The 23,595-nt window shown below is 69.7% G+C and carries 21 protein-coding genes and 1 tRNA gene; 9 read left to right on the forward strand and 13 right to left on the reverse strand.

What is annotated here, in order from left to right:
• The 6 genes from ACZ63I_RS04640 (at window position 1) to galK (ending at window position 7,847) form a co-directional block, all read left to right on the forward strand.
• Window positions 1-1,806 (forward strand): outer membrane protein assembly factor BamB family protein, encoded by a 1,806-nt coding sequence (locus ACZ63I_RS04640; RefSeq protein ID WP_469335273.1) that lies wholly within the window; start codon window positions 1-3, stop codon window positions 1,804-1,806.
• A gap of 61 nt (window positions 1,807-1,867) precedes the next feature.
• A complete protein-coding gene (locus ACZ63I_RS04645; RefSeq protein ID WP_469335275.1) occupies window positions 1,868-3,613 on the forward strand; it encodes an outer membrane protein assembly factor BamB family protein in 1,746 nt (581 codons plus the stop codon).
• 135 nt (window positions 3,614-3,748) lie between these two features.
• Window positions 3,749-4,450, forward strand: a complete 702-nt coding sequence (locus tag ACZ63I_RS04650; protein WP_469335277.1) for a helix-turn-helix transcriptional regulator — start codon at window positions 3,749-3,751, stop codon at window positions 4,448-4,450.
• Between the two features lie 208 nt (window positions 4,451-4,658).
• Window positions 4,659-5,702: a galactose-1-phosphate uridylyltransferase gene (gene galT, locus ACZ63I_RS04655; protein ID WP_469335279.1), complete on the forward strand. Its 1,044-nt coding sequence runs from the start codon at window positions 4,659-4,661 to the stop codon at window positions 5,700-5,702.
• Window positions 5,699-6,700: a UDP-glucose 4-epimerase GalE gene (galE, locus tag ACZ63I_RS04660; protein WP_469335281.1), complete on the forward strand. Its 1,002-nt coding sequence runs from the start codon at window positions 5,699-5,701 to the stop codon at window positions 6,698-6,700. The genes galT and galE overlap by 4 nt, the downstream gene beginning before the upstream one ends.
• A complete protein-coding gene (galK, locus tag ACZ63I_RS04665) occupies window positions 6,693-7,847 on the forward strand; it encodes a galactokinase (protein WP_469335283.1) in 1,155 nt (384 codons plus the stop codon). The genes galE and galK overlap by 8 nt, the downstream gene beginning before the upstream one ends.
• A 135-nt stretch (window positions 7,848-7,982) precedes the next feature.
• On the opposite strand, the gene ACZ63I_RS04670 is transcribed toward galK, so the two are convergent.
• Complete coding sequence (locus tag ACZ63I_RS04670) at window positions 7,983-8,426, reverse strand: GNAT family N-acetyltransferase (protein WP_469335284.1); 444 nt, start codon at window positions 8,424-8,426, stop codon at window positions 7,983-7,985.
• A 244-nt stretch (window positions 8,427-8,670) separates the two neighbouring features.
• Between ACZ63I_RS04670 and ACZ63I_RS04675 the strand changes: the two genes are divergently transcribed.
• A complete protein-coding gene (locus ACZ63I_RS04675; protein ID WP_469335286.1) occupies window positions 8,671-9,444 on the forward strand; it encodes a LuxR C-terminal-related transcriptional regulator in 774 nt (257 codons plus the stop codon).
• Here ACZ63I_RS04675 and ACZ63I_RS04680 read toward each other — a convergent pair.
• Window positions 9,403-9,900, reverse strand: coding sequence for a MarR family winged helix-turn-helix transcriptional regulator (locus tag ACZ63I_RS04680; RefSeq protein ID WP_469335288.1), 498 nt, complete (start codon window positions 9,898-9,900; stop codon window positions 9,403-9,405). The genes ACZ63I_RS04675 and ACZ63I_RS04680 overlap by 42 nt on opposite strands.
• 107 nt (window positions 9,901-10,007) lie before the next feature.
• Between ACZ63I_RS04680 and ACZ63I_RS04685 the strand changes: the two genes are divergently transcribed.
• Window positions 10,008-10,865 carry a trans-aconitate 2-methyltransferase gene (locus tag ACZ63I_RS04685; protein WP_469335290.1) on the forward strand — a complete coding sequence of 286 codons (858 nt, stop codon included), beginning with the start codon at window positions 10,008-10,010 and terminating at the stop codon, window positions 10,863-10,865.
• A 27-nt stretch (window positions 10,866-10,892) separates the two neighbouring features.
• Here ACZ63I_RS04685 and ACZ63I_RS04690 read toward each other — a convergent pair whose 3' ends face one another.
• From ACZ63I_RS04690 to ACZ63I_RS04705, 4 genes are all read right to left on the reverse strand, one after another.
• Window positions 10,893-12,074 carry a Cmx/CmrA family chloramphenicol efflux MFS transporter gene (locus tag ACZ63I_RS04690; protein WP_469335292.1) on the reverse strand — a complete coding sequence of 394 codons (1,182 nt, stop codon included), beginning with the start codon at window positions 12,072-12,074 and terminating at the stop codon, window positions 10,893-10,895.
• Between the two features lie 306 nt (window positions 12,075-12,380).
• The gene (locus ACZ63I_RS04695; protein WP_469335294.1) at window positions 12,381-12,983 is read right to left on the reverse strand and encodes a Uma2 family endonuclease; all 603 of its coding nucleotides are present in this window, start codon (window positions 12,981-12,983) and stop codon (window positions 12,381-12,383) included.
• Window positions 12,984-13,107: 124 nt separating this feature from the next.
• Window positions 13,108-13,812 carry a TetR family transcriptional regulator gene (locus tag ACZ63I_RS04700; protein ID WP_469335563.1) on the reverse strand — a complete coding sequence of 235 codons (705 nt, stop codon included), beginning with the start codon at window positions 13,810-13,812 and terminating at the stop codon, window positions 13,108-13,110.
• Window positions 13,812-14,807 carry an acyl-CoA desaturase gene (locus ACZ63I_RS04705; RefSeq protein WP_469335295.1) on the reverse strand — a complete coding sequence of 332 codons (996 nt, stop codon included), beginning with the start codon at window positions 14,805-14,807 and terminating at the stop codon, window positions 13,812-13,814. The genes ACZ63I_RS04700 and ACZ63I_RS04705 overlap by 1 nt, the downstream gene beginning before the upstream one ends.
• Before the next feature lie 207 nt (window positions 14,808-15,014).
• Between ACZ63I_RS04705 and ppc the strand changes: the two genes are divergently transcribed.
• A complete protein-coding gene (gene ppc / locus ACZ63I_RS04710; RefSeq protein ID WP_469335297.1) occupies window positions 15,015-17,744 on the forward strand; it encodes a phosphoenolpyruvate carboxylase in 2,730 nt (909 codons plus the stop codon).
• 103 nt (window positions 17,745-17,847) lie between these two features.
• On the opposite strand, the gene ACZ63I_RS04715 is transcribed toward ppc, so the two are convergent.
• The 7 genes from ACZ63I_RS04715 to ACZ63I_RS04745 form a co-directional block, all read right to left on the reverse strand.
• On the reverse strand, window positions 17,848-18,315 hold the full coding sequence (locus ACZ63I_RS04715) for a hypothetical protein (protein ID WP_469335298.1): 468 nt from the start codon (window positions 18,313-18,315) through the stop codon (window positions 17,848-17,850).
• A gap of 63 nt (window positions 18,316-18,378) precedes the next feature.
• A complete protein-coding gene (gene pth / locus ACZ63I_RS04720; protein WP_469335299.1) occupies window positions 18,379-18,975 on the reverse strand; it encodes an aminoacyl-tRNA hydrolase in 597 nt (198 codons plus the stop codon).
• Window positions 18,976-19,101: 126 nt separating this feature from the next.
• Window positions 19,102-19,695, reverse strand: a complete 594-nt coding sequence (locus ACZ63I_RS04725) for a 50S ribosomal protein L25/general stress protein Ctc (RefSeq protein WP_469335301.1) — start codon at window positions 19,693-19,695, stop codon at window positions 19,102-19,104.
• Window positions 19,696-19,880: 185 nt separating this feature from the next.
• The gene (locus tag ACZ63I_RS04730) at window positions 19,881-20,858 is read right to left on the reverse strand and encodes a ribose-phosphate diphosphokinase (protein WP_469335303.1); all 978 of its coding nucleotides are present in this window, start codon (window positions 20,856-20,858) and stop codon (window positions 19,881-19,883) included.
• 121 nt (window positions 20,859-20,979) lie between these two features.
• Window positions 20,980-22,428 carry a bifunctional UDP-N-acetylglucosamine diphosphorylase/glucosamine-1-phosphate N-acetyltransferase GlmU gene (gene glmU / locus ACZ63I_RS04735; RefSeq protein WP_469335304.1) on the reverse strand — a complete coding sequence of 483 codons (1,449 nt, stop codon included), beginning with the start codon at window positions 22,426-22,428 and terminating at the stop codon, window positions 20,980-20,982.
• A 110-nt stretch (window positions 22,429-22,538) separates the two neighbouring features.
• Window positions 22,539-22,609, reverse strand: a tRNA-Gln gene (locus tag ACZ63I_RS04740).
• 11 nt (window positions 22,610-22,620) lie between these two features.
• Window positions 22,621-23,490, reverse strand: coding sequence for a hypothetical protein (locus tag ACZ63I_RS04745; RefSeq protein ID WP_469335306.1), 870 nt, complete (start codon window positions 23,488-23,490; stop codon window positions 22,621-22,623).
• Between the last annotated feature and the right edge of the window lie 105 nt (window positions 23,491-23,595).

Below are 23,595 nucleotides of genomic sequence, written 5' to 3' on the forward strand. Positions count from 1 at the left end.
ATGACCCAGCCACCCAGCCATCAACCACCGCCGGGGGGCTTCGGTTCTCCACAGGACCCGCCGCCGCAGGGCACGACACCGCAGGGCACGACACCGCAGCAACCGTCCCAGGGACAACCGCCCCAGACGCCGCCGCCACCTTCCGGTCCGCCCAACACGCCCCCCGCATACGGCTATCCGCAAGGGCAGCCGCAGCCGGGTCCGTACGGTTATCCGCAAGGACAGCCGCAGCCCGGCCCGTACGGCCAGTTGCCGAATCCGTACGGCGGCGGCTACCCGCCCCAGCAGTACCCCGGCGCCCCCACCCTGCCCCCGAACGCGGGCAACGGCGGCAACGGCGGCGGGAACAAGGGCTTCTTCAAGGGCCGGCCGGGCGTCGTCATCGCGGCCGTCGTCGCAGGCCTGCTCGTCATCGGCGGCGGTGCCTGGTTCGCGCTCGGCGGTGACGACGGCGACACCACGCCCGTCGCGCACAGCAGCGACGACCCCAAGCCCACGCCGACCACCTCGTCCAGCGTCGACCAGGGCGACGGAAACGGCACCGGGCGCGGCGAGGCCGATCTCAACGCCGACCGCAAGCCCGGTGAGGCCAAGGCGCTGTGGCTGCAGATCAACAACGTGGACGTGCCGGGCGACGGCGCCGACATCTTCGGCCCGTGGGTCGTCGGCGACACGGTCGTCAAGGCCATGTACCAGCAGATCGTGGGGTACTCCGTCACCGACGGCAAGGAGAAGTGGTCCCTCCCGCTCAGCCAGGCGGTGTGCTCGGCCCCGCTCTCCCCGACGGCCGACGGCAAACTGGTCATCATGACCAGGAAGAGCGCCGGTGAATCCGCCGACTGCAACCAACTCCAGCTCGTCGATCTGAAGACCGGCCAGGGCGGTTGGAAGAAGGAACTCCCCGAGCGCGGGCTCTTCGACATGAGCATCTCGGTCAGCATGGTGACCAGCGGTGACATGGTGACCGTCAGCCGCACCAGCTACACCGACGCCTTCCGGGTGAGTGACGGCAAGACCCTCTGGGGCAAGATCGCCGGCAACTGCCAGCCGGACGCCATCGCCGGTGGTACGACACTGATCGCCGCCGAGACCTGCCCCAGCGGCAACAGCGACAAGCTCAAACGGCAGTTGCAGGGGCTCGACCCGCTGACCGGCAAGGCCAGATGGACGTTCAAGCTCAAGCCGGGCTGGCAGGCCGACAAGGTCTTCTCGGTCAACCCGCTGGTCGTCTCGGTCCACGACAACAGCGACTCGTCCGCGCCGAAGTGGGGCGTCCTCGTGCTGAACCAGGACGGTACCCAGCGGACGCAACTCAGCGGCAGCGACGACCAGTTCCGGGCCGCGGACTGCGGGAGCCTCAGCTTCGGCGACGCCTCGCTGGAAGGCTGCGCGGGGGTGGCGGCCGATGCCAACACGCTGTACCTGGCGACGAAGCCCACCAAGAAGGACATCAACAGCAACGAGATCGTCGCGTTCAACCTGAACACCGGAAAGCCGAAGTGGCGCACGAAACTGCCGTCGCGGGAAATGCTGCCCATGCAGATGGAAGGCGGGAACGTCCTCGCGTACGTCCCCGCGACGTACGGCGGCAAGGGTGGTGAGCTGGTGACCGTCGCACCGACCGGGGGCGCCCCCAAGGTGCTGCAGAAGCACCCGGACTCGGCGGCGAAGGTCGAGCGGGGCTTCTTCCAGCCGGCGTACGCCTACGTGGACGGCCGATTCTTCCTCGTCGCCCCCATGGTCACCGGCGGAGGCAGCGACAAGGACGAGATGTCGGTCAAGACGATGATGGCGTTCGGTCAGTGACCGGCCCCTCCTCCCCGTCCCCGTCCCCTTCTTCTTTCCTTCCTCACGAGGTGCGTACGTCATGACCCAGCCGCCCCAGCCCCCCAACCAGCCCAACCAGCCCGACCAGCCCCCGCAGCCCCCCAACCAGCCGCCCAACCAGCCCCCGCCGTCCGGTGGTTTCGGCGCTCCGGTCCCGCCGCAGCAGCAGCCCGGGTACGGCTACCCCCAGCAGCCCCAGTACCCCACCCAGCCGCAGTACGGCCAACCGCCTTACGGCCAACCGCCGTACGGGCAGCCCCCGTACGGCCAGCAGTACCCGACCCAGCCTCCCCAGAGCGGCCCCGGCGGCCCCGGCGGCGGCCGTAAGAAGCTGAGCGCCCAGGCGCAGATCATCATCGCCGCGGCCGTCGCCGTGGTGCTGATCGTCGGCGCCGGTGTCTGGTTCGCCTCCTCGGGCGGCGACTCCGACAACAAGGCCAAGGGCGGCAGTTCGGGCGCCACCGACGGCGGCAAGGGCGGCGACGGCGGTACGAAGGGCCTCCCCGCGGGCAAGGAGAAGGTGCCCGCCGACGTGAAGGCCGCCTCCGCCTTCAACCTGCCGATGCCCACGCTCACCGTCGACGCCGACGTCCAGGGCTCCTGGCTGACCGACACGACGTACGTGAAGACGGGCATCAACCAGATCGTCGGCTACGACCCCGACAAGGGCACCCAGCTCTGGACGATCCCGCTCCCCGGCCAGGTGTGCGCGGCGACGAAGCACGTCAAGGACAACATCACCGCCATCGCCTTCGAGGCGAGCAAGCGGACCGCCGCCACCAAGTACCAGTCGTGCACCCAGATCGGCGCGATCGACCTCAAGGCGGGCCGGCTGCTGTGGAGCAAGAGCGGCGACGCCAACTCCGGTGACACCGCTGCCTCGTTCGGCGAGGTGACGATCGGCGCGTCGACCGTGGCGGCCGGTGGTACGGACGGCGGCGCCGCGTTCGACCTGGAGACGGGCAAGCAGCTCTGGAAGCCGGAGATCGACGCCAACGGCTGCTACGACATGGGCTACGGCGGCGGTGACGCGGCTCTCGTCGCCGCCCGCAAGTGCGGCGGCTTCGACTCCCAGACCGTCACCATCGAGAACCTCAACCCGCTCACCGGCGCCGTGCTCTCCAGCTTCAAGATGCCCGACGGCGTCGAGTACGCCGGGGTCATCTCCGCCAAGCCGCTGGTCGTCGCGGCCGACGTCGGCGACACGGCCGGTGACGGCAGCGGTATCTCGGACTACTTCTCCATCGACGAGAAGACCGGCAAGCTCCGCGCCAAGATCCCGGCCGACGCCGACCAGTACGGCGGGAAGTGCGACGCCGTCAAGGTCGAGGACTGCCAGCAGGTCGTCGTCGGCAACAACAAGCTCTACGTGGCGACGGAACCGCACGACCCGGGCGGTGAGGACGGCGGCCTCCAGACCAACGAACTCGTCTCCTTCGACCTCGCGACCGGCAAGTCGACCACGGACCGCGCCCTCGCGGGCAAGGACTCCTCGCTCTTCCCGCTGCGCATGGACGGCGGCAACGTCCTCGCGTACAAGGAACCGCCGTACGGCTCGGGCCGGCAGATCGTGTCCGTCGACGGGTCCACGTTCAAGCAGACGGTGCTGCTGGAGACGCCGAGCGACGACAAGTCGACGAGGGCCCAGACCAACTTCAGCCCGGACTACTCGGAGTTCCTCTTCGGGGGCGGTCACTTCTTCATGGCCGAGACCCTGTTGAGCAAGACCGACAAGCCGACCGCCGACGATCCGAACTATCTCGCCATGGCCTACTCGGCGAGCTGACAGGGCCTCATCGCGCCTAATTCGACAATCCGTGGGCTTCTCCCCGGTAAGGGGCGCGCGATGTCGAACAAGCGTGTAGCTTGCCGGGTCAGGATGCCGGGGGGCCCAGGCTCCAGCGTGGATGGGGGTTGGCCGATGGGCGTGCGGCTGATGGTGGTTGACGATCACCGACTACTGGCCGAGGCGCTCGCCTCTGCGCTGAAGCTGCGCGGGCACCGGGTGCTCGCGGCGGCCGCCCCCACGGCGGGCGTCGCCGAGCTGGTGGTGAGCCGGGCCCCCGAGGTCTGCCTGATGGGCACGGCGGCGCCCGCCGAGCCCGGTGTCTTCGACCCGATCGTGCGGATCAAGCGGGAGCGCCCGCAGGTGGCCGTCGTGGTGCTCGGCCCTGTGCCGAGCCCGCGCGGCATCGCCGCCGCCTTCGCCGCCGGCGCCTCCGGGTACGTACGGCACGACGAGCGCATCGAGGGCGTCGAGCGGGCCATGATGAAGGCGCGCGCCGGTGAGGCCGCCGTGGCGCCCCAGTTACTGCAGGGCGCCTTCACCGAGCTGCTCAACCCGGCGGCCCAGCCGGACGACGAGGGCCAGCGGCTGCTGCGGATGCTCACCCCGCGCGAGGTCGAGGTGCTGGTACGGGTCGCCGAGGGCGAGGACACCCGGCTGATCGCGGCGGGAATGGGCATCGCGCCCAGCACGGCCAGGACCCATGTGCAGCGCGTCCTGATGAAACTCGGCGTCGGATCCCGGCTGGAGGCGGCGGCACTCGCCGCGCGCACGGGCCTGCTGGACCGGGCGATGGTGAACGGAACCCCGCCGAAGGACGCGGACCCGCAGGCGTAACCCCCTGCTCCCGCCCCACCGCCCGCCGCCCCACCGCCCCGCCGCCGGACCGCCCCAACGCCCCGTACGGCCCGCCGTGCGGGGCCCACTCATATCCGCACCTCATATCCGCACGCGTCCGTGCAGACGTTCCCGTTGACGCGACTGTTTACTTGTGATTTGTTATGTGCGATTCTGTTTGGGTGTGGGTTTGGGTGGGAGAATACCGATGAAGAAGACGGTGACGGCGCTCGCCGACGGACGTGAGCTGATCTACTACGACCGTCGCGACGACGTCGTACGGGACGCCGCCGACCGCAGACCGCTCGGCCCGATCGCCACCACCTCCGAGATCCGCAGCGACTCGCTGCTCGGTGACGCGGTCGCCATCGCCTCGCACCGGCAGGAGCGCACGTACCACCCGCCCGCCGACGAGTGCCCGCTCTGCCCCTCGCGGGACGGCAGGCTCAGCGAGATCCCGGACGACGACTACGACGTCGTCGTCTTCGAGAACCGCTTCCCCTCCCTCGCGGGCGACTCGGGCCGCTGCGAGGTCGTCTGCTTCACCTCCGACCACGACGCGTCGTTCGCCGCCCTCGACGAGGAGCAGGCCGCGCTCGTCCTGGAGGCGTGGACCGACCGCACGGCGGAGCTGGCCGAGCTGGACCAGGTCGAGCAGGTCTTCCCCTTCGAGAACCGGGGCGCCGAGATCGGCGTCACGCTCGGCCATCCGCACGGGCAGATCTACGCGTACCCCTTCGTCACCCCGCGCACGGCGCTCATGCTGCGCTCGGCCCGCGAACACCGCGAGACGACCGGGCGCAACCTCTTCGACGACGTCGTCGCGCGCGAGAGGCGCGAGGGCGTGCGGGTGGTGCTGGAGGGCGAGCACTGGGTGGCGTTCGTGCCGTACGCGGCGCACTGGCCGTACGAGGTGCACCTCTACCCCAAGCAGCGGGTGCCGGACCTGCGGGCGCTGGAGGAGCCGGCCCGCGCCGAGTTCCCCCGGATGTATCTGGAGCTGCTGAAGCGCTTCGACCGGATCTTCGGCGAGGGCGAGCCGGCGACCCCGTACATCTCCGCCTGGCACCAGGCGCCGTTCCGCGCGGCAGGGCGCGCCGACTTCGCCCTGCACCTGGAGCTTTTCACCATCCGCCGTACTTCCGGCAAGCTTAAGTTCCTCGCGGGCTCCGAATCCGGCATGGGCGTCTTCATCAACGACGTGCCGCCGGAGGCCGCGGCCGGGCGACTGCGAGAGGTAGCGAGCGAGTGAAGAATAAGTACCTGGTCACGGGCGGTGCGGGATATGTCGGCAGCGTCGTTGCCGCCCATCTGCTGGAGGCGGGCCACACGGTGACCGTCCTCGACGACCTGTCCACGGGATTCCGCGTCGCGGTCCCCGAGGGCGCCGAGTTCATCGAGGGCCGGGTCCAGGACGCCGCGAAGTGGCTGGACTCCTCGTACGACGCGGTGCTGCACTTCGCCGCCTCCTCGCAGGTCGGCGAATCCGTCGCCAAGCCGGAGAAGTACTGGGACAACAACGTCGGCGGCTCGATGGCGCTGCTCGCCGCGATGCGCGAGGCCGGGGTGCGCACGCTGGTCTTCTCCTCCACGGCCGCGACGTACGGCGAGCCCGCCTCAGCGCTGCTGACGGAGAGCGACCCGACGGCGCCCACCAGCCCGTACGGTGCGACGAAGCTCGCCGTCGACCACATGATCAGCGGCGAGTGCGCCGCCCACGGCCTCGCCGCCGTCTCGCTGCGGTACTTCAACGTCGCGGGCGCGTACGGCAATTGCGGTGAGCGCCATGACCCCGAGTCGCATCTGATCCCGCTGGTGCTCCAAGTCGCCCTCGGCGCAAGGGAGTCGATCTCTGTCTTCGGCGAGGACTACCCGACGCCCGACGGCACGTGCGTACGGGACTACATCCATGTCGCCGACCTCGCCGACGCCCATCTGCGGGCGCTGGACGCGGCGGTGGCGGGCGAGCACCTGATCTGCAACCTCGGCAACGGCACCGGATTCTCGGTCCGCGAGGTCATCGCGACGGTACGCGAGGTCACCGGGCACCCGGTGCCCGAGGTGGTCACCGGGCGCAGGGGCGGCGACCCCGCCGTCCTCGTCGCATCGGCCGACACGGCGCGCGCCCGGCTCGGCTGGGTGCCGAGCCGTACGGATCTGGCGGGCATCGTCGCGGACGCGTGGGCGTTCGCGCGGGAGCGCGCCCAGGAGCGCGAGTTGGCACAAGCGAAGGAGAACCAGGGTGAGTGAAGCCGTCGCCGAGACGTTCCAGGAGCTGTACGGCGCCGCACCCGACGGCATCTGGGCGGCGCCGGGCCGGGTCAACCTGATCGGTGAGTACACCGACTTCAACGACGGCTTCGTGATGCCGCTCGCCCTGCCGCACACCGCCGTCGCCGCGGTCTCCCGGCGGGACGACGGAGTCCTGCGGCTGCACTCGGCCGACATACCCCAGGGCGTCGTCCAACTCGACGTCGCCGGGCTCGCGCCGCACCCCGACGCCGGCTGGTTCGCGTACCCGGCCGGGGTCGTCTGGGCGCTGCGCCAGGCCGGGCATCCGGTCACCGGCGCCGACATCCATCTCGCGTCGACCGTGCCGACCGGGGCGGGCCTCTCGTCATCGGCGGCCCTTGAGGTCGTCACGGCGCTCGCCCTGAACGACCTGTTCGGGCTCGGCCTGAGCGCGTCGCAGCTCGCCGTCGTCGCGCAGCGCGCCGAGAACGACTTCGTCGGCGTGCCCTGCGGGATCATGGACCAGATGGCGTCGGCCTGCTGCGAGGACGGCAACGCGCTGTACCTCGACACGCGCGACCTCTCCCAGCGCCAGGTCCCGTTCGACCTGGCGGCGCACGGGCTGCGGCTGCTCGTCGTCGACACGCGCGTCAAGCACGCGCTCGGCGACGGCGCGTACGCCGAGCGGCGCGCCGGGTGCGAGGCGGGCGCGCGGGCGCTGGGCGTACGGGCGCTGCGCGACGTGCCGTACGAGGAGCTGCCGGCAGCGCTGGAGCGGCTGGCGGGGGAGGGCGAGAACGTACGCCGCTACGTACGCCACGTGGTGAGCGACGACCACCGCGTGGAGCAGGTCATCGCGCTGCTCGACGCGGGCGACGTGCGCGCCGTCGGCCCGGTCCTGGTGGCGGGGCACGACTCGCTCCGCGACGATCTGCGGGTCTCCTGCCCGGAGCTGGACCTGGTGGTCGCGGCGGCGACGGCGGCGGGCGCGCTCGGCGCCCGGATGACCGGCGGCGGGTTCGGCGGCTCGGCGGTCGTCCTGGTCGAGGAGGCCGAGGCGGACGCGGTGGCCAAGTCCGTCACCGAGGCGTTCGCCGCGGCCGGCCACACCGCGCCGCGCGTCTTCACCGCCGTACCGTCGAAGGGGGCGCACCGGGTGGCGTGACATGCCCGTACCCTCCGTACGCTCCCGCAGGTCTGTGCCGTGACGCATCACGGGACAGACCGGGGTGGCGACGGTGAAAGCGAGCCATCGGCGCCCCGGATGCGCTGAGCCCCCGTCGCCAGAGCTGGGGCGCCGTCAGGTGAGCGTCTTGACCAGCATGAACTCGGTGACGCCCGGCGGGTAGTCGGCGACCTGCCCGGCGATCTCGTAGCCCTGCTTGCGGTAGAAGCCCGGCGCCTGGAAGTCCCACGTCTCCAGCCGGGAGCGGGCGCAGCCCCGCTCCCGCGCGAGCCGTTCCGCCTCGGCCAGGACCCGGCTGCCGAGGCGGGCGCCGCGGTACCGGTCGTCCACCCACAGCAGGTCCACATGGAGCCAGCGGGCCCAGGTGCGGCCGGTCAGACCGCCGGCCAGCGCGCCGGTCGACTCCTCCAGCAGCCAGACGTGCAGCGGCACTTCGTCGCCGAGCGGGCTGTCGCGCAAGGCGCGCAGGACGGGGGAGCGTTCGGTGTTCGTGTCCCGCAGGCGCTCGCCCAGTGCCGTGCGCCGGTCCTTGTCGACTCCTGTCTCCAAACGAAACATGGGTCCCACCATAAACACCCAGGCCAATCAGTTCTGCAATTTACCTTCCGCTCGGGGCGCCCGGCCGTACGCTGATGCACAGCACCGGTGGGGGCCGGTGCTGATCAGGGGTGGAGACAGTCGGGCAACGACGCCCGGGGTGGGGTAGCGGTCATCACACGGCGGCGGCCGTGCCATTGACGTATCACCCGCACACCGGGCGCCGTCCCCGCGGCGTCCACTCCCCGCCTTCAGGGGGTGTCCATTGGTACGTATCCGGGTTCTGGTGGTGGATGACCACCGTATTTTCGCCGAGTCGCTCGCCGCTGCCCTGGCAGCCGAGCCCGATGTGGACGTCGCGGCGGCGGGCAGTGCTCCTGCCGCGCTGCGGTGTCTGGACCGGGCGGCGGGCGAGGGCCGCAAGTTCGACGTGATGCTCGTCGACGCCGATCTGGGCATGGTGGCGGGACCGGTTCAGGTGCCGGTCGCGCGCGCTGTGCCCGACAACGGCGACCTGTCGCTGGTCGACGGCATCTCGCTGGTCGCGGGTGTCCGTTCGGGGCAGCCGTCCGTCCGTACCGTCGTGCTCGCCGAACGGGACGACCAGCGCCGCGCGGCGCTGGCGCTCCAGGCGGGCGCGTCGGGCTGGGTCGCGAAGGACTGCTCGCTGCAACGGCTGCTGGCGGTGATACGGGGCGTCCTGCGGGACGAGACGCATCTGCCGCCGGCGCTGCTCACCGGCGTCCTGCGGGAGCTGACGGCGGCGCGCAAGCACCGTACGGAGAGCGAGCAACTGGTCGAGTCGCTGACACCGCGCGAGCGCGAGGTGCTGCGCTGCATGGTGGCCGGGCTCGGCCGCAAGGCCGTCGCCGAGCGGCTCTTCCTCTCCCCGCACACGGTCCGCACGCATATGCAGAACGTGCTCGGCAAGCTCGGCGTGCACTCCACGCTGGCCGCCGTCGCGCTCGCGCGCAGGGCCGGGGTAGGTCCCGCCGACCTAGCCGGGGATGTTGTCGAACGGGGCGGTCAACTGGCGTAGCAGACCGGCCAGCTCGCCGCGCTGCGCGCGGGACAGCTCGGCGAGGAGCGCGCGCTCCTGAGCCAGCAGCCCGGCGAGCGACTGGTCCGCCCGGTCCTGCCCTTCGACGGTGAGCCGTACCAGCACACCGCGCCGGTCGCTCGGGTCCGGCAACCGCTCGACCAGGCCCTTCTTGGCCAGCCTGTCGATGCGGTTGGTCATCGTGCCCGAGGTGACGAGGGTCTGCGTGAGCAGTTGCCCCGGCGAGAGCTGGTACGGCGCACCGGCGCGCCGCAGCGAGGTCAGTACGTCGAACTCCCACGGCTCCAGATGGTGCTCGGCGAAGGCGAGCCTGCGGGCCCGGTCGAGATGGCGGGCGAGCCTGCTCACCCTGCTCAGCACCTCAAGCGGTTCCACGTCGAGGTCAGGGCGCTCGCGGCGCCACGCAGCAACCAGACGGTCGACCTCATCCTCCATGGCGATCAGTGTAGAGGGTCCCTCGACATGAAGTCTCTTGACGTCAAGATACATCTGATGCAGGGTGGGCCATGTCCGCCTGACCGCACGCTCCGAAGGGGCCCGCCATGCCCGCCACACCGATCTGGGACCCGCACCAGTACCTGCGGCACGCAGGACACCGCACCCGGCCGTTCCTCGACCTGCTCGGCCGGATCCCCGACCTGCCCGCCAGGGACGCCAGGAACGGCGAGGACGGCGGCGGGAAGCCTGGGCAGGGCCCCAGGATCGCCGACATCGGCTGCGGCGCCGGCAACGTCACCGCGCTCCTCGCCGACCGCTGGCCCACCGCCCGCATCACCGGCCTCGACAACTCCCCGGCGATGCTCGACCAGGCCCGGGACGGCTACGCGGGCCCCACACCCGGCGGCGGCCTGCTGGAGTTCCAGGCCGCCGACGCCGCGCACTGGACGCCCGACGAGCCGTACGACCTGATCGTCTCCAACGCCGCCCTGCAATGGGTACCGGGCCACCGCGCCTCCTTCCCCGGCTGGATCAAGGGCCTGCGGCCCGGCGGCGTCCTCGCCTTCCAGGTCCCCGGCAACTTCACCGGCCCCAGCCACCGGCTCCTCGCGGAGCTGTGCGACAGCCCGCGCTGGCGCCGCACCCTCGGCGACCGCCCGCTGCGCGACACCGACATGGTCGACCCCGCCGACTACCTGGCCACCCTCACGGACCTCGGCTGCACCGCCGACGTCTGGGAGACGACATACCTGCAGTTGCTGGCCGGCGAGGACCCCGTCCTCGACTGGGTCAAGGGCACGGCGCTGCGGCCCGTCCTGACGGCGCTCGGCGACGACGCGGCGGCGACGGCGGAATTCACCACCCAGTACCGCGACCTGCTCCGCACGGCCTACCCCCAGGGCCCGCACGGCACGGTCTTCCCCTTCCGCCGCATCTTCGCCGTCGCCCACAAGGCCGCCTGACGCGCGGCTACCGCCCGGCCGGCGCGGCTACTCCGGGGACCCGGCCGCCAGCCGGCCCGCCTTCCGGGCGCCGGCCCCGAGCCGGGGGGCGACGGAGCAGAGCAACGCCGTCGCCGTCAGCAGGGCGCTCACCCACAGGGGTGACCGGAAACCGAACCCCGCGCCGATGGTCAGCCCGCCGAGCCACGGGCCGAGCGCACCGCCGACGTTGAACGCGGCGGTCGCGAACGACCCGGCGAGGTTCGGCGCGCCGGGGGCCAGTTGGAACAGCCGGGAGATCAGCGCCGTCCCCGTACCGAACGACAGCATGCCCAGGACCAGAACGAGCGCGACGGTCGCGGCCCCGCTCCCCGCGCTCAGCGCCAGCACGGCCCACCCGGCGACCAGCGCCGCCATACCGGCCGTCACCCAGCCCGCCCGCCGCTCGTCGGGGATCCGGCCCGCCGCCGTGACCCCGGCGAACGAGCCCACCCCGAACAGGGCGAGCAGCACCGGCACCCAGCCCGCCCCGAACCCGGTGACCCGGGTGGCGAGCGGTTCCAGATACGAGAACGTACAGAACGTCGCCCCCTGGACGAGCGCGCTCACCAGCAGCAGCCGTACGACCCGGGGCCCGGCCAGCGCGCGCAGCTCGCCCCGTACAGCCATCGCGGGCGCCTCGGGCCTGCCGCCCGGGATCCACCTCACGATCGCCACGACGGCGGGCAGCGACACCAGCGCCACCGCCCAGAACGCGGCCCGCCACCCCCACCGGTCACCCAGCAGGGCACCGGCCGGCACACCCGCCACACACGCGACGGTCACCCCGCCGACCACGACGGACGTGGCGCGCGCCCGCGCGCCGGGCGGGACCATCCCGATCGCGGTGACCAGCGCCACGGCCCAGAACCCGGCGTTGGCGAGGGCCCCCACGAACCGCGAGGCGAGCAGCACCCCGTAGCTGGTCGTGAGCGCGCCGACGACATGCACGGCGATGAACACACAGAGAAAGAACAGCAGCGCGCGCCGGCGCGGCCAGCCGCGGCTGAACACCGCGATCGACGGCGCGCCGACCACAGCCCCCACGGCGAACGCCGAGGTCAGCAGGCCGACGGCCGGAACGGACACGTGCAGATCACCGGCGATGCCCGACAGCAGGCCGGACAGCATGAACTCGGAGGTGCCCTGGGCGAAGACGGCAAGCCCGAGCACGTAGACAGCGAATGGCATGGCAGAACCCCAGGAGTGACCAGCGGGACGAGAGGCGTCAAAACCAACTGGGGGAGTGGGCCGCGCCCGTGCCGTCGCCCGTCCGGTGTCGTCACGGAACGGGAAACACGGCAACGCGGTGAAGAGGCGGCCCACACCTGGTGGTCCGGCAGCGGCATGAAGGCCACCGGACGACCGGTGGCTAGCTTCTGTCCGACTCGGGGCTCGCCATGATCGAAAACGTACCAGGCGACCACACCCGGCCTCCACCCCTTTTACGACGAAGGGGTACGGGGCGGGGCGGGCCGCCAGGGGTTCGACGTGTGCTCAACGTGTGGTGAGCGTCTCTAGCGTGATGTCGATGTCGATGGTGAACGGAACGTTGATCTTGAGCTGGCCGTGGTGGATACCGGTCACCACGTACGCCTTGGTGACCTCGTCCAGTTCGTAGACATGGATAACCGGATGCCGGTCGGCACCCGCGACCTCCACCAGCCAGAAGTTCGGGATACCGGCGGCGGCGTACTTCAGCGGCTTCGCACTGCGGTCGCGGGCCTCCGAGTCGGGCGAGACCACCTCGATGGCGAGCAGGACGTCGGCTGCCTCGAACCTGGTCTGTTCAAGGCTCGTGGCCGCTGCCGCTCGGACGATCGAGATGTCGGGCTCGGGTGCGTTCCGGTGATCCAGCACCACCGTCATATCGCGCTCGACCGACTGGTCCGGAGGCACGGTCCGGCGTAGACCGCTCACCAACAAATCGACCATGATGCTGTGAAAAACACTCTGCGGGCTCCTGAAGACGAGGCTCCCGTCGATCAACTCTGTATGAGACGGGAGTCCCGGCAGGGTGAACAGATCGTCCACGGTGTAGCCGTCCTGCGGGGGCACAGGCCACTGGCTTGCGGCGGCCTTGACTGGCTCGGCGGTCATGATTCCTCCCATGAACGGCACACTAGGGTTCGAGTCTCCACGGTAGCGATCAGATTGCCGTACCGTCATCACAAAGAGTGATTATCTGATCGCTCGTTGACGTCAGGGCTCGCCCCGGACTCGTTCAGAACTTCCGGTGGCCTATCAGGCGCGGCTTCGACTCCAGGTTGCCCAGGCCGTGCCATGCCAGATTCACCAGATGCGCCGCCACCTCGGGCTTTCCCGGGCTGCGGGCGTCCACCCACCACTGGCCCGTCAGGGCCACCATGCCCACCAGTGCCTGCGCGTACAGCGGGGCCAGCTTCGGGTCGAAGCCTCTTGCCTTGAACTCCAGGCCCAGGATGTCCTCGACCTGCGTGGCGATGTCGCTGATCAGCGACGCGAACGTGCCCGTCGACTGCGCCACCGGCGAGTCGCGGACCAGGATGCGGAAGCCGTCCGTGTACGTCTCGATGTAGTCGAGCAGGGCGAAAGCGGCCTGCTCCAGCAGCTCCCTGGGGTGACCGGCGGTCAGCGCGCCGGTCACCATGTCCAGGAGCTGGCGCATCTCGCGGTCCACGACCACCGCGTACAGGCCCTCCTTGCCGCCGAAGTGCTCGTACACCACCGGCTTGGAGACGCCGGCCTTCGCCGCGATCTCCTCGACCGACGTGGACTCGAAGCCCTTCTCGGCGAAGGCCGTACGGCCGATGTCCAGCAGTTGCTCGCGGCGCTCGGCCCCCGTCATACGGACACGGCGAACGCGCCCTCCCCCGGCGGGCCGGCTCTTGTCGGTGCCGCTCGTGCCGGGCGTGCTGTTCGTGTCAGGGTCGATCGCCACGGTGCCCATCATGTCGCGTCGGAGGGTGCGCCAGTGCGCTTTGCGTCCAGCCGTGAGGCGCTCGGCCACCGCACATCATGGGCCCAGCCGAACTTCTCGAACCAGCGAATAAGCCGCGCGCTGGAGTCGATCTGGCCCTTCAGTACGCCGTGCCGGGCGCTGGTCGGGTCCGCGTGGTGCAGGTTGTGCCAGGACTCGCCACAAGAGAGGACCGCGAGCCACCACACATTGCCTGAGCGGTCGCGCGACTTGAACGGACGTTTACCCACGGCGTGACAGATCGAGTTGATCGACCACGTCACGTGATGGAGCAACGCCACCCGCACCAGTGAACCCCAGAAGAACGCCGAGAACGCGCCCCACCAGGACATCGTCACCAAACCGCCGACCAGCGGCGGGATCGCCAGCGACACGACCGTCCACAGCGCGAACTGCCGCGACACCCGCCGAATGGCGGAATCGGCGATCAGATCCGGCGCGTACTTCTGCTGCGGCGTCTGCTCCTCGTCGAAGAGCCACGCGATGTGCGCCCACCACAGCCCCTTCAGCAAGGCCGGCAGGGTCTCACCGAACCGCCACGGCGAGTGGGGGTCGCCCTCGGCGTCGGAGAACTTGTGATGCCTGCGGTGATCCGCGACCCAGCGGACCAGCGGGCCCTCCACGGCCATGGAACCCGCCACGGCCAGGGCGATCCGGAGCGGACGGTTCGCCTTGAAGGAGCCATGGGTGAAATAGCGGTGGAAACCGATCGTGATGCCATGGCATCCGATGAAGTACATCGCCACCAGCAGGCCCAGGTCGAGCCAGCTCACACCGCCCCAGCCCCAGGCCAGCGGCACCGCCGCGACCAGGGCCACGAACGGCACGACGATGAAGAGCAGCAGAGCGATCTGCTCGACGGAACGCTTGTTGTCTCCGCCGAGCGTGGCGGAAGGGAGCGGAGCGCCGGTGGACGGCGGCGGATTCTGGGGAGAATCCTTGATCACGTCAGGGCTTGTTGTCATGGGGATCCCCTGGGGTGAGGAATGCGGCAGATGCCCGGATACGGGTGCGTAACCTACGGCATCGTAAGTATGGCAGCGCAGCCCGCCGCGACAAGAGGGCTGTGGATAACGTCAGCCGAAGGGCACCTATCCTGGTGACGTCGGACAGCGCGGTCCGTACTCCAGTACCCCTTGAGACGTGCTCGAACACTGCAAGGAGCCGCACCTGTGAGCAGTGCCGACCAGACCACAACCGCCGGCGCGGAGCTGCGCTCCGACATCCGCCGGCTCGGCGACCTGTTGGGCGAGACCCTCGTAAGGCAAGAAGGACCGGAACTCCTCGACCTCGTCGAGCGCGTCCGCGCGCTCACCCGCGAGGACGGCGAAGCCGCAGCCGAACTCCTCGGGGACACCGACCTGGAGACGGCGGCCAAGCTCGTCCGCGCCTTCTCCACCTACTTCCACCTCGCGAACGTGACCGAGCAGGTCCACCGAGGCCGCGAGATGCGGGAACGGCGCGCCGCGGAGGGCGGGCTGCTGGCCCGCACCGCCGACCGGCTCAAGGAAGCCGACCCCGAACACCTGCGCCAGACCGTCAAGAACCTCAACGTACGGCCCGTCTTCACGGCCCACCCCACCGAAGCGGCCCGCCGCTCCGTGCTCAACAAGCTCCGCCGCATCGGTGAACTCCTCGAAACGCCCGTCATCGCCGCCGACCGGCGCCGCCACGACCTGCGGCTCGCCGAGTCCATCGACCTGATCTGGCAGACCGACGAACTGCGTGTCGTACGGCCCGAGCCCGCCGACGAGGCGCGCAACGCGATCTACTACCTCGACGAACTCCACATCGGCGCCGTCGGCGACGTCCTGGAAGACCTCACCGCCGAACTCGAACGCGTCGGCGTCGAACTGCCCCCCGGCACCCGCCCGCTGACCTTCGGCACCTGGATCGGCGGCGACCGCGACGGCAACCCGAACGTCACCCCCGAGGTCACCCGCGAAGTCCTGATCCTCCAGCACGAACACGGCATCACCGACGCGCTCGAACTCATCGACTACCTGCGCGGACTGCTGTCCAACTCCATCCGCTACACCGGCGCGACCGACGAACTGCTCGACTCGCTCCAGAACGACCTCGTCCGGCTGCCCGACATCAGCCCCCGCTACAAGCGCCTCAACGCCGAAGAGCCCTACCGCCTCAAGGCGACCTGCATCCGGCAGAAGCTCCTCAACACCCGCGAACGCCTCGCCAAGGGCACCCCGCACAAGCCCGGCTGCGACTACCTCGGCACCGCGGAACTGCTCGAAGACCTCACCCTCATCCAGACGTCGCTGCGCGCCCACCGCGGCGGGCTCTTCGCCGACGGCCGGATGGACCGCACTATCCGCACCCTGGCCGCCTTCGGCCTCCAGCTCGCCACCATGGACGTACGGGAACACGCCGACGCCCACCACCACGCGCTCGGCCAGCTCTTCGACCGGCTCGGCGAGGAGTCCTGGCGCTACGCCGACATGCCGCGCGACTACCGGCAGAAGCTCCTCGCCAAGGAACTCCGCTCACGCCGCCCGCTCGCCCCCACCCCCGCGCCCCTCGACGCGGCCGGCGAGAAGACCCTCGGCGTGTTCCACACCGTGCGCGAGGCGTTCGAACGGTTCGGACCCGAAGTCATCGAGTCCTACATCATCTCCATGTGCCAGGGCGCCGACGACGTGTTCGCCGCAGCCGTCCTCGCCCGCGAGGCAGGACTGCTCGACCTGCACGGCGGCTGGGCCAAGATCGGCATCGTGCCGCTCCTGGAGACCACCGACGAGCTGCGCGCCGCCGACGTCATCCTCGACGAAATGCTCAGCGACCCGTCGTACCGCAAGCTCGTCTCCCTCCGCGGCGACATGCAGGAAGTGATGCTCGGGTACTCCGACTCGTCCAAGTTCGGCGGCATCACCACCTCCCAGTGGGAGATCCACCGCGCCCAGCGCCGGCTGCGCGACGTCGCCCACCGGCACGGCGTACGGCTGCGGCTCTTCCACGGCCGCGGCGGCACCGTCGGCCGCGGCGGCGGCCCCTCGCACGACGCGATCCTCGCGCAGCCCTGGGGCACGCTGGAAGGCGAGATCAAGGTCACCGAGCAGGGCGAGGTCATCTCCGACAAGTACCTCATCCCCGCCCTCGCGCGCGAAAACCTCGAACTGACCGTGGCCGCCACGCTCCAGGCGTCCGCGCTGCACACCGCGCCCCGCCAGTCCGACGAGGCCCTGGCCCGCTGGGACGCGGCCATGGACACCGTCTCCGACGCCGCGCACGCCGCGTACCGGGCGCTCGTCGAGGACCCCGACCTGCCCGCTTACTTCTTCGCCTCCACCCCCGTCGACCAGCTCGCCGACCTGCACCTCGGCTCCCGCCCCTCCCGGCGGCCCGACTCCGGCGCGGGACTCGACGGGCTGCGGGCCATCCCGTGGGTCTTCGGCTGGACCCAGTCACGGCAGATCGTGCCCGGCTGGTTCGGCGTCGGCGCGGGACTCAAGGCGCTGCGGGAGACCGGGCTCGACACCGTGCTCGACGAGATGTACGAGCAGTGGCACTTCTTCCGCAACTTCCTCTCCAACGTGGAGATGACGCTCGCCAAGACCGACCTGCGGATCGCCAGGCACTACGTCGACACCCTCGTCCCCGATGAGCTGAAGCACGTCTTCGGCGACATCGAGGCCGAACACGAGCGGACCGTGCAGGAAGTCCTGCGCATCACGGGCGGGGCCAAGCTCCTCGACTCCAACCCGGTGCTCCAGCAGACGTTCGCCATCCGCGACGCCTACCTCGACCCGATCTCCTACCTCCAGGTGTCGCTGCTGGCCCGCCAGCGCGCCGCCGCGGCGCGGGAGGAAGCACCCGACCCGACCCTGGGCCGGGCGCTGCTGCTGACCGTCAACGGCGTCGCCGCCGGACTGCGCAACACCGGCTGACGCACGGCGCTGCCTGACACGCATCACCGCCTGACACGCGAACGGCGGCCACCCCTGGGACGGGGGTGGCCGCCGTTCGCCGTTCTCCCGTCCCAGGACCGCGTCACAGCGCCAGGAACGTACCGATCAGCAGCGCGGCCCCCGCGCCCGCCGCCGTCCACGCCGTACGCGTCAGCCGCATACCGCCGCCGATCACCAGCGACGCCAGCAGCAGCGCACCGCCCAGCGGCACCCACGCGTACAGCACCCCGGCGACACCGCCCCGCACCAGCTCACGCGTGTCCGGCTTCACGACGACGGGAAACTCCTCGCCCTTCTTCGCCGCGGCGGACTTCTCGATCGTCATCCCGACCTGCGGCCCGCCGGCGCCGTTCGGGTCGTAAGGCCCCGTACACGTCTTGTCGCCGCAGCTCACCACCGTCAGACGGCCGTGCTCACGGCCCTTCGCGAGCATCACATGCTGCGCGGAACCCCACGACCCCCAGACACCGCCCACCAGCAGCAGCAGCGCGACAACAGCCATCGCGGCCAGACGACCGAACGACAGGGCGGGGTGGGACGGGCTCGGCATGGCGCGATCTTTGGCCATGGATGAGCGCCCGGTCAAACCACGGGCGGGCTATGCGGGAGCTTGTCAGGAGTTGTACGCCGTCTGCGCCCGGTCGAGCCCCTCCGCCACCAGCGCCTCCACCGCGTCCGCCGCGCGGTCCACCAGGAAAGCCAGCTCCTTGCGCTCCACCGACGAGAAATTCTTCAGCACGAAATCAGCCACCTGCATCCGGCCCGGCGGCCGACCGATCCCGAACCGCACCCGGTGGTAGTCAGGACCCATCGACTTCGTCATCGACTTCAACCCGTTGTGCCCGTTGTCCCCGCCGCCCAGCTTCAGCCGCAGCGCACCGAAGTCGATGTCCAACTCGTCGTGGATCGCGACAACATGGTCGTTCTCGATCTTGTAGAAATCCCGCAGCCCGGACACCGGACCGCCCGACAGGTTCATGAACGACATCGGCTTCGCCAGCACCACCCGGCGGCTCAGCGGACCCGGCGGACCCACCCGCCCCTCGATCACCTGCGCCTGCGCCTTCGGCGCCCGCCGGTACGAACCGCCGATCCGCTCCGCCAGCAGATCCGCCACCATGAACCCCACGTTGTGCCGATTCGCCGCGTACTCGGGCCCCGGGTTACCCAGACCCACAATCAGCCAAGGGGCGTTGGCATCCGTCGTCATACGCGCTCGAAACTCCTCGGGTCGGTGAGTAACACATACGTCGCTGAGTGACACAAAAACGGGGTGGCGGACCCGCAGGCCCGCCACCCCGCAGGGCACAGCGTTGAAACCGTGCCGCGGCCCGGATCAGGCCTCGGCGCCGGCTTCCTCGGTCTCGGCGGCGTCGTCCGCCGGCTCCTCCGCCTGCGCGGCCAGGATCTGGATGACCACCGCGTCCTCCGGCGTCACCAGCGTTGTACCCGACGGCAGCGGAACGTCCTTCGCGTGGATCGAGGCACCCGCCTCAAGACCCTCGATGGACACCGTCACCGACGTCGGGATGTTCGTCGCCTCGGCCTCGACGGTCAGCGTGTTGAGGACGTTCTCCAGCAGGTTCGCACCCGGGGCCAGCTCACCCTCCGTGTGCACGGCCACCTCGACGGTGACCTTCTCGCCGCGCTTCACCGCGAGCAGGTCGACGTGCTCGATGAAACCCTTGATCGGGTTACGCACGACAGCCTTGGGGATGACCAGCTCGTTGCGGCCGTCGATGTCCAGGCTGATCAGCGCGTTCGCCGTCTTCAGCGCCATCATCAGGTCATGGCCCGGCAGCGTGATGTGGACGGTGTCGGCGCCGTGGCCGTAGATCACGGCCGGCACCTTGTTCGCACGGCGGGTACGGCGGGCGGCGCCCTTGCCGAACTCGGTACGGACCTCGGCGCTGAGCTTCAGTTCAGCCATGGCTGCACTCCTCGTAGATCAAAACAGGTGACAGAGAAAGACCGTCACCCGGCCACGACAGCCTGCTACGAAGAGCGCGTCGATAACGGACCGCCGCACAGAAGTGCGGCCTCCCTCGCCGAGCAACTCCGTGAGTCTACCCGGCCGGGAGGCCGCCCAGAAATCGATCTTCGCTACGCCTCGTGCTACGCCTGCTCCTCGAAGAGGCTGGTCACCGAGCCGTCCTCGAACACCTCACGGACCGCACGGCCGATCGTCGGCGCGATCGACAGCACCGTGATCTTGTCCAGATCCAGATTCCCCGGATCCGGCAGGGTGTTGGTGAAGACGAACTCACTCACCTTCGAATTCTTCAGCCGGTCCGCGGCGGGACCCGACAGCACACCGTGCGTCGCCGTCACGATCACATCCTCCGCGCCGTGCGCGAACAGCGCGTCCGCCGCGGCACAGATCGTCCCACCCGTGTCGATCATGTCGTCCACCAGGACACACACCCGGCCCTCGACATTGCCGACCACCTCATGGACCGTCACCTGATTCGCGACGTCCTTGTCACGCCGCTTGTGCACGATCGCCAGCGGAGCGCCCAGCCGGTCGCACCACCGATCGGCGACCCGGACCCGGCCCGCGTCCGGCGACACCACCGTCAGCTTCGACCGGTCCACCTTGCCCGCCACATAGTCCGCCAGGACCGGCAGCGCGAACAGATGATCCACAGGACCGTCGAAGAAACCCTGGATCTGATCCGTGTGCAGATCGACCGTGAGAATCCGGTCCGCACCCGCCGTCTTCATCAGATCAGCCACGAGACGGGCCGAAATCGGCTCCCTGCCCCGGTGCTTCTTGTCCTGGCGGGCGTACCCGTAGAACGGCACGATCACCGTGATGCTCCTGGCCGACGCCCGCTTCAACGCGTCGATCATGATCAACTGCTCCATGACCCACTTGTTGATCGGAGCGGTATGGCTCTGGATCAGAAAACAATCCGCACCACGCGCCGACTCCTGATACCGCACATAGATCTCACCGTTGGCGAAATCGAACGCCTTCGTCGGCACAATCCCGACACCCAGTCTTTGGGCGACCTCCTCCGCCAGCTCGGGGTGGGCGCGGCCGGAGAAGAACATCAACTTCTTCTCGCCGGTCGTCTTGATCCCGGTCACAGCACAGTCTCCTCGGACGTGTTGAATGCCGCTCCACCCGCACACACCTGCGCGGTTGCGTGCGAGCCGGCTGAATCGTGCAGATATCACGGTACGCCGAGAACGACGCACCTGTTTCCGGTCAGCTCTCCTCGTCGGTGCCCCCGAGCGCCACCTCGGCGGCCTGCGCGGCAGCACTGCCCGGCCGCTTCCTGGCCACCCAACCCTCGATATTCCGCTGCTGGCCCCGGGCCACGGCCAACGCGCCGTGCGGCACGTCCTTCGTGATGACCGACCCCGCGGCCGTGTAGACACCGTCCCCGACCGTGACAGGCGCCACAAACATATTGTCCGAACCCGTACGGCAATGAGAACCGATGGTCGTGTGGTGCTTGTTCACACCGTCGTAGTTCACGAAAACGCTCGCCGCGCCGATGTTCGTCCCCTCACCGACCGTCGCGTCCCCCACGTACGACAGATGCGGCACCTTCGACCCGTCGCCGATCGTCGCGTTCTTCATCTCCACATACGTACCCGCCTTCGACCGCAGCCCCAACCGCGTCCCCGGACGCAGATACGCGAACGGGCCCACCGACGCCTCGGCCCCGATCTCCGCACCGTCGGCGACCGTGTTGTCCACCCGGGCACCCGCACCCACCGACGTGTCCTTCAACCGCGAATTCGGACCCACCTCCGAGCCCTCCGCCAGATGCGTCGACCCCAGCAACTGCGTCCCCGGATGCACCACCGTGTCCTGCTCGAACGTCACCGACACATCCACCAGCACCGACGCCGGATCCACCACCGTCACACCCGCCAGCATCGCCCGCTCCAACAACCGCGCGTTCAGGAGGCGGCGTGCCTCCGCCAACTGCACCCGGTTGTTGATCCCCACGATCTCCCGGTGATCCGCCGCCACCGAAGCACCCACCCGATGCCCCGACTCCCGCAGGATCGCCAGGACATCCGTCAGATACTCCTCACCCTGGCTGTTGTCCGTCCGCACCTTCCCCAGCGCGTCCGCCAACAACTGCCCGTCGAACGCGAACACCCCCGAATTGATCTCCCGCACCGCACGCTGCGCCTCGTCCGCGTCCTTGTGCTCCACGATGCCGGTCACCGCGCCACTCGCCGCGTCCCGTACGATCCGCCCGTACCCGGTCGCGTCCGGCACCTCGGCCGACAGGACCGTCGCCGCGTTCCCGTCGGCGCCATGCACGCCCACGAGCGCGGCGAGCGTCTCGCCGGACAGCAGCGGGGTGTCGCCGCAGACGACGACGACGGTGCCACCGGGCGTACCGCCCAGCTCCCGCAGCGCGGTACGGACGGCATGCCCGGTCCCGTTCTGCTCGGCCTGGAACGCGGTACGCACCCCGTCGTAACGCTCGGCGAGATGCCCCTCGACCTCGGCACGGGCATGGCCGACGACGACGACGAGCTGCTCGGGGTCGAGCTCGCGGGCGGCGGAGACGACGTGTCCGACGAGCGAGCGCCCGCAGATCTCATGCAGAACCTTGGGAGTCCGCGACTTCATACGGGTACCGGCACCCGCTGCGAGGACGACGACGGCTGCCGGGCGGTTGACGCTCACGGATGGGCCCTTCGGCTTACGGGTGATGGACAACCGAAGAATACCGGGGTGTTTCGGACCGGGAACGAGGACGGGCCCCGACCGGGGAGGTCGGGGCCCACGTCACGCTGCTCCCGGGGAAGGAATCGAACCCTCATTCAATGGACCAAAACCATTTGTCCTGCCTTTAGACGACCCGGGATGGTGTATCGCCTATGTCCGTTTCGCCGGTTTCTGCGAAAGTGCAGCTCCTACTATGCCGTACCACCAGCCCTCCACGCGACGATAAAGTTCAGCGCTCCGCAGCACCCTGATGCTGAGGCAGCCGTTGTAGCCCTCGCCCACGTTCTTGCGATTGGTCTTCGGGTTGTGCCTCTTGATGGTGGTCTTGCCGAACTGGGTGACGTCGACATCCGTCACCTCGGCCCAGAACCGCTCGGCGGTCGGCACATCGGCCGTCTCGTGGATATGAACATGGAACCGCAGAGAGTCTCTGGGCACCTCCAGCAGGTCGAGCCAGGCGAGAAAGATCTCGATCATGTGGCGGTCGCTGTTGATGAAGGTGATGCGCTCCTGGCGGCGATGGGCCTTGGACTTCGCTCCCTCGGCCCAGTAGAGCCCCACCCCGATCAAGAACAGCTCCCGGTCCGACAGCGTGCCCACCTCCTCGGCCGCCCGCCGTTTCGTCTCCTGGCGCTCCTCTTCCCGTAGCTCCAGCGTCCGCTCCCAGCCCCGGCGGGCTATCGCGGACGCCTCCTCCTTCGTGCGCTTCGGGGGTTTCGGGAGGTCGCGTACCCAGAGGGAGATCGAGCCCTTCGAGCAGCCCAGCTCCACCTGTATCTGGTCGTAGGTCAGGCCCTGGAGGCGTAGCTCTCGGGCCTTGGTGCGGAGGTCGTCCTTGGCGCGCGGGCGCTTGGTCCATTCCGGTGGGGGTTCGCCTTCGAGGAGGCGGTTGAGGATGTCGTTGTTGTCGACGAAGAGCGTGTCGCGGATCTGGCGGCGGCTGAGGCCTTGGCGGCGCAGGGCGACGGCCTGGGCGCGCAGGCCTTCGAAGTCGGTGTATTTGCGGGTGATTTCCGTCATGTGGGGATCATCGGCCGGAATGCGGGCGTCCGGCTCGAATGGGCGGTCGATTCGCCTGTTCGAGTGGTCTCTGCGGCAATCTTTTGCGTCCCGGAGTGCGTTTCG

Source organism: Streptomyces sp. NPDC087906 (genome assembly GCF_055584925.1).

Coding starts and splice junctions, on each gene's coding strand:
- ACZ63I_RS04645 (WP_469335275.1), top strand. CDS start 1,868: ATGACCCAGCCGCCCCAGCCCCCCAACCAGCCCAACCAGCCCGACCAG.
- pth (WP_469335299.1), bottom strand. CDS start 18,975: ATGACGACGGATGCCAACGCCCCTTGGCTGATTGTGGGTCTGGGTAAC.
- ACZ63I_RS04705 (WP_469335295.1), bottom strand. CDS start 14,807: ATGACAACAAGCCCTGACGTGATCAAGGATTCTCCCCAGAATCCGCCG.
- ACZ63I_RS04715 (WP_469335298.1), bottom strand. CDS start 18,315: ATGCCGAGCCCGTCCCACCCCGCCCTGTCGTTCGGTCGTCTGGCCGCG.
- ACZ63I_RS04700 (WP_469335563.1), bottom strand. CDS start 13,812: ATGGGCACCGTGGCGATCGACCCTGACACGAACAGCACGCCCGGCACG.
- ACZ63I_RS04640 (WP_469335273.1), top strand. CDS start 1: ATGACCCAGCCACCCAGCCATCAACCACCGCCGGGGGGCTTCGGTTCT.
- ACZ63I_RS04690 (WP_469335292.1), bottom strand. CDS start 12,074: ATGCCATTCGCTGTCTACGTGCTCGGGCTTGCCGTCTTCGCCCAGGGC.
- ACZ63I_RS04650 (WP_469335277.1), top strand. CDS start 3,749: ATGGGCGTGCGGCTGATGGTGGTTGACGATCACCGACTACTGGCCGAG.
- ACZ63I_RS04745 (WP_469335306.1), bottom strand. CDS start 23,490: ATGACGGAAATCACCCGCAAATACACCGACTTCGAAGGCCTGCGCGCC.
- ACZ63I_RS04725 (WP_469335301.1), bottom strand. CDS start 19,695: ATGGCTGAACTGAAGCTCAGCGCCGAGGTCCGTACCGAGTTCGGCAAG.
- galT (WP_469335279.1), top strand. CDS start 4,659: ATGAAGAAGACGGTGACGGCGCTCGCCGACGGACGTGAGCTGATCTAC.
- ACZ63I_RS04695 (WP_469335294.1), bottom strand. CDS start 12,983: ATGACCGCCGAGCCAGTCAAGGCCGCCGCAAGCCAGTGGCCTGTGCCC.
- ACZ63I_RS04680 (WP_469335288.1), bottom strand. CDS start 9,900: ATGGAGGATGAGGTCGACCGTCTGGTTGCTGCGTGGCGCCGCGAGCGC.
- ACZ63I_RS04670 (WP_469335284.1), bottom strand. CDS start 8,426: ATGTTTCGTTTGGAGACAGGAGTCGACAAGGACCGGCGCACGGCACTG.
- ACZ63I_RS04685 (WP_469335290.1), top strand. CDS start 10,008: ATGCCCGCCACACCGATCTGGGACCCGCACCAGTACCTGCGGCACGCA.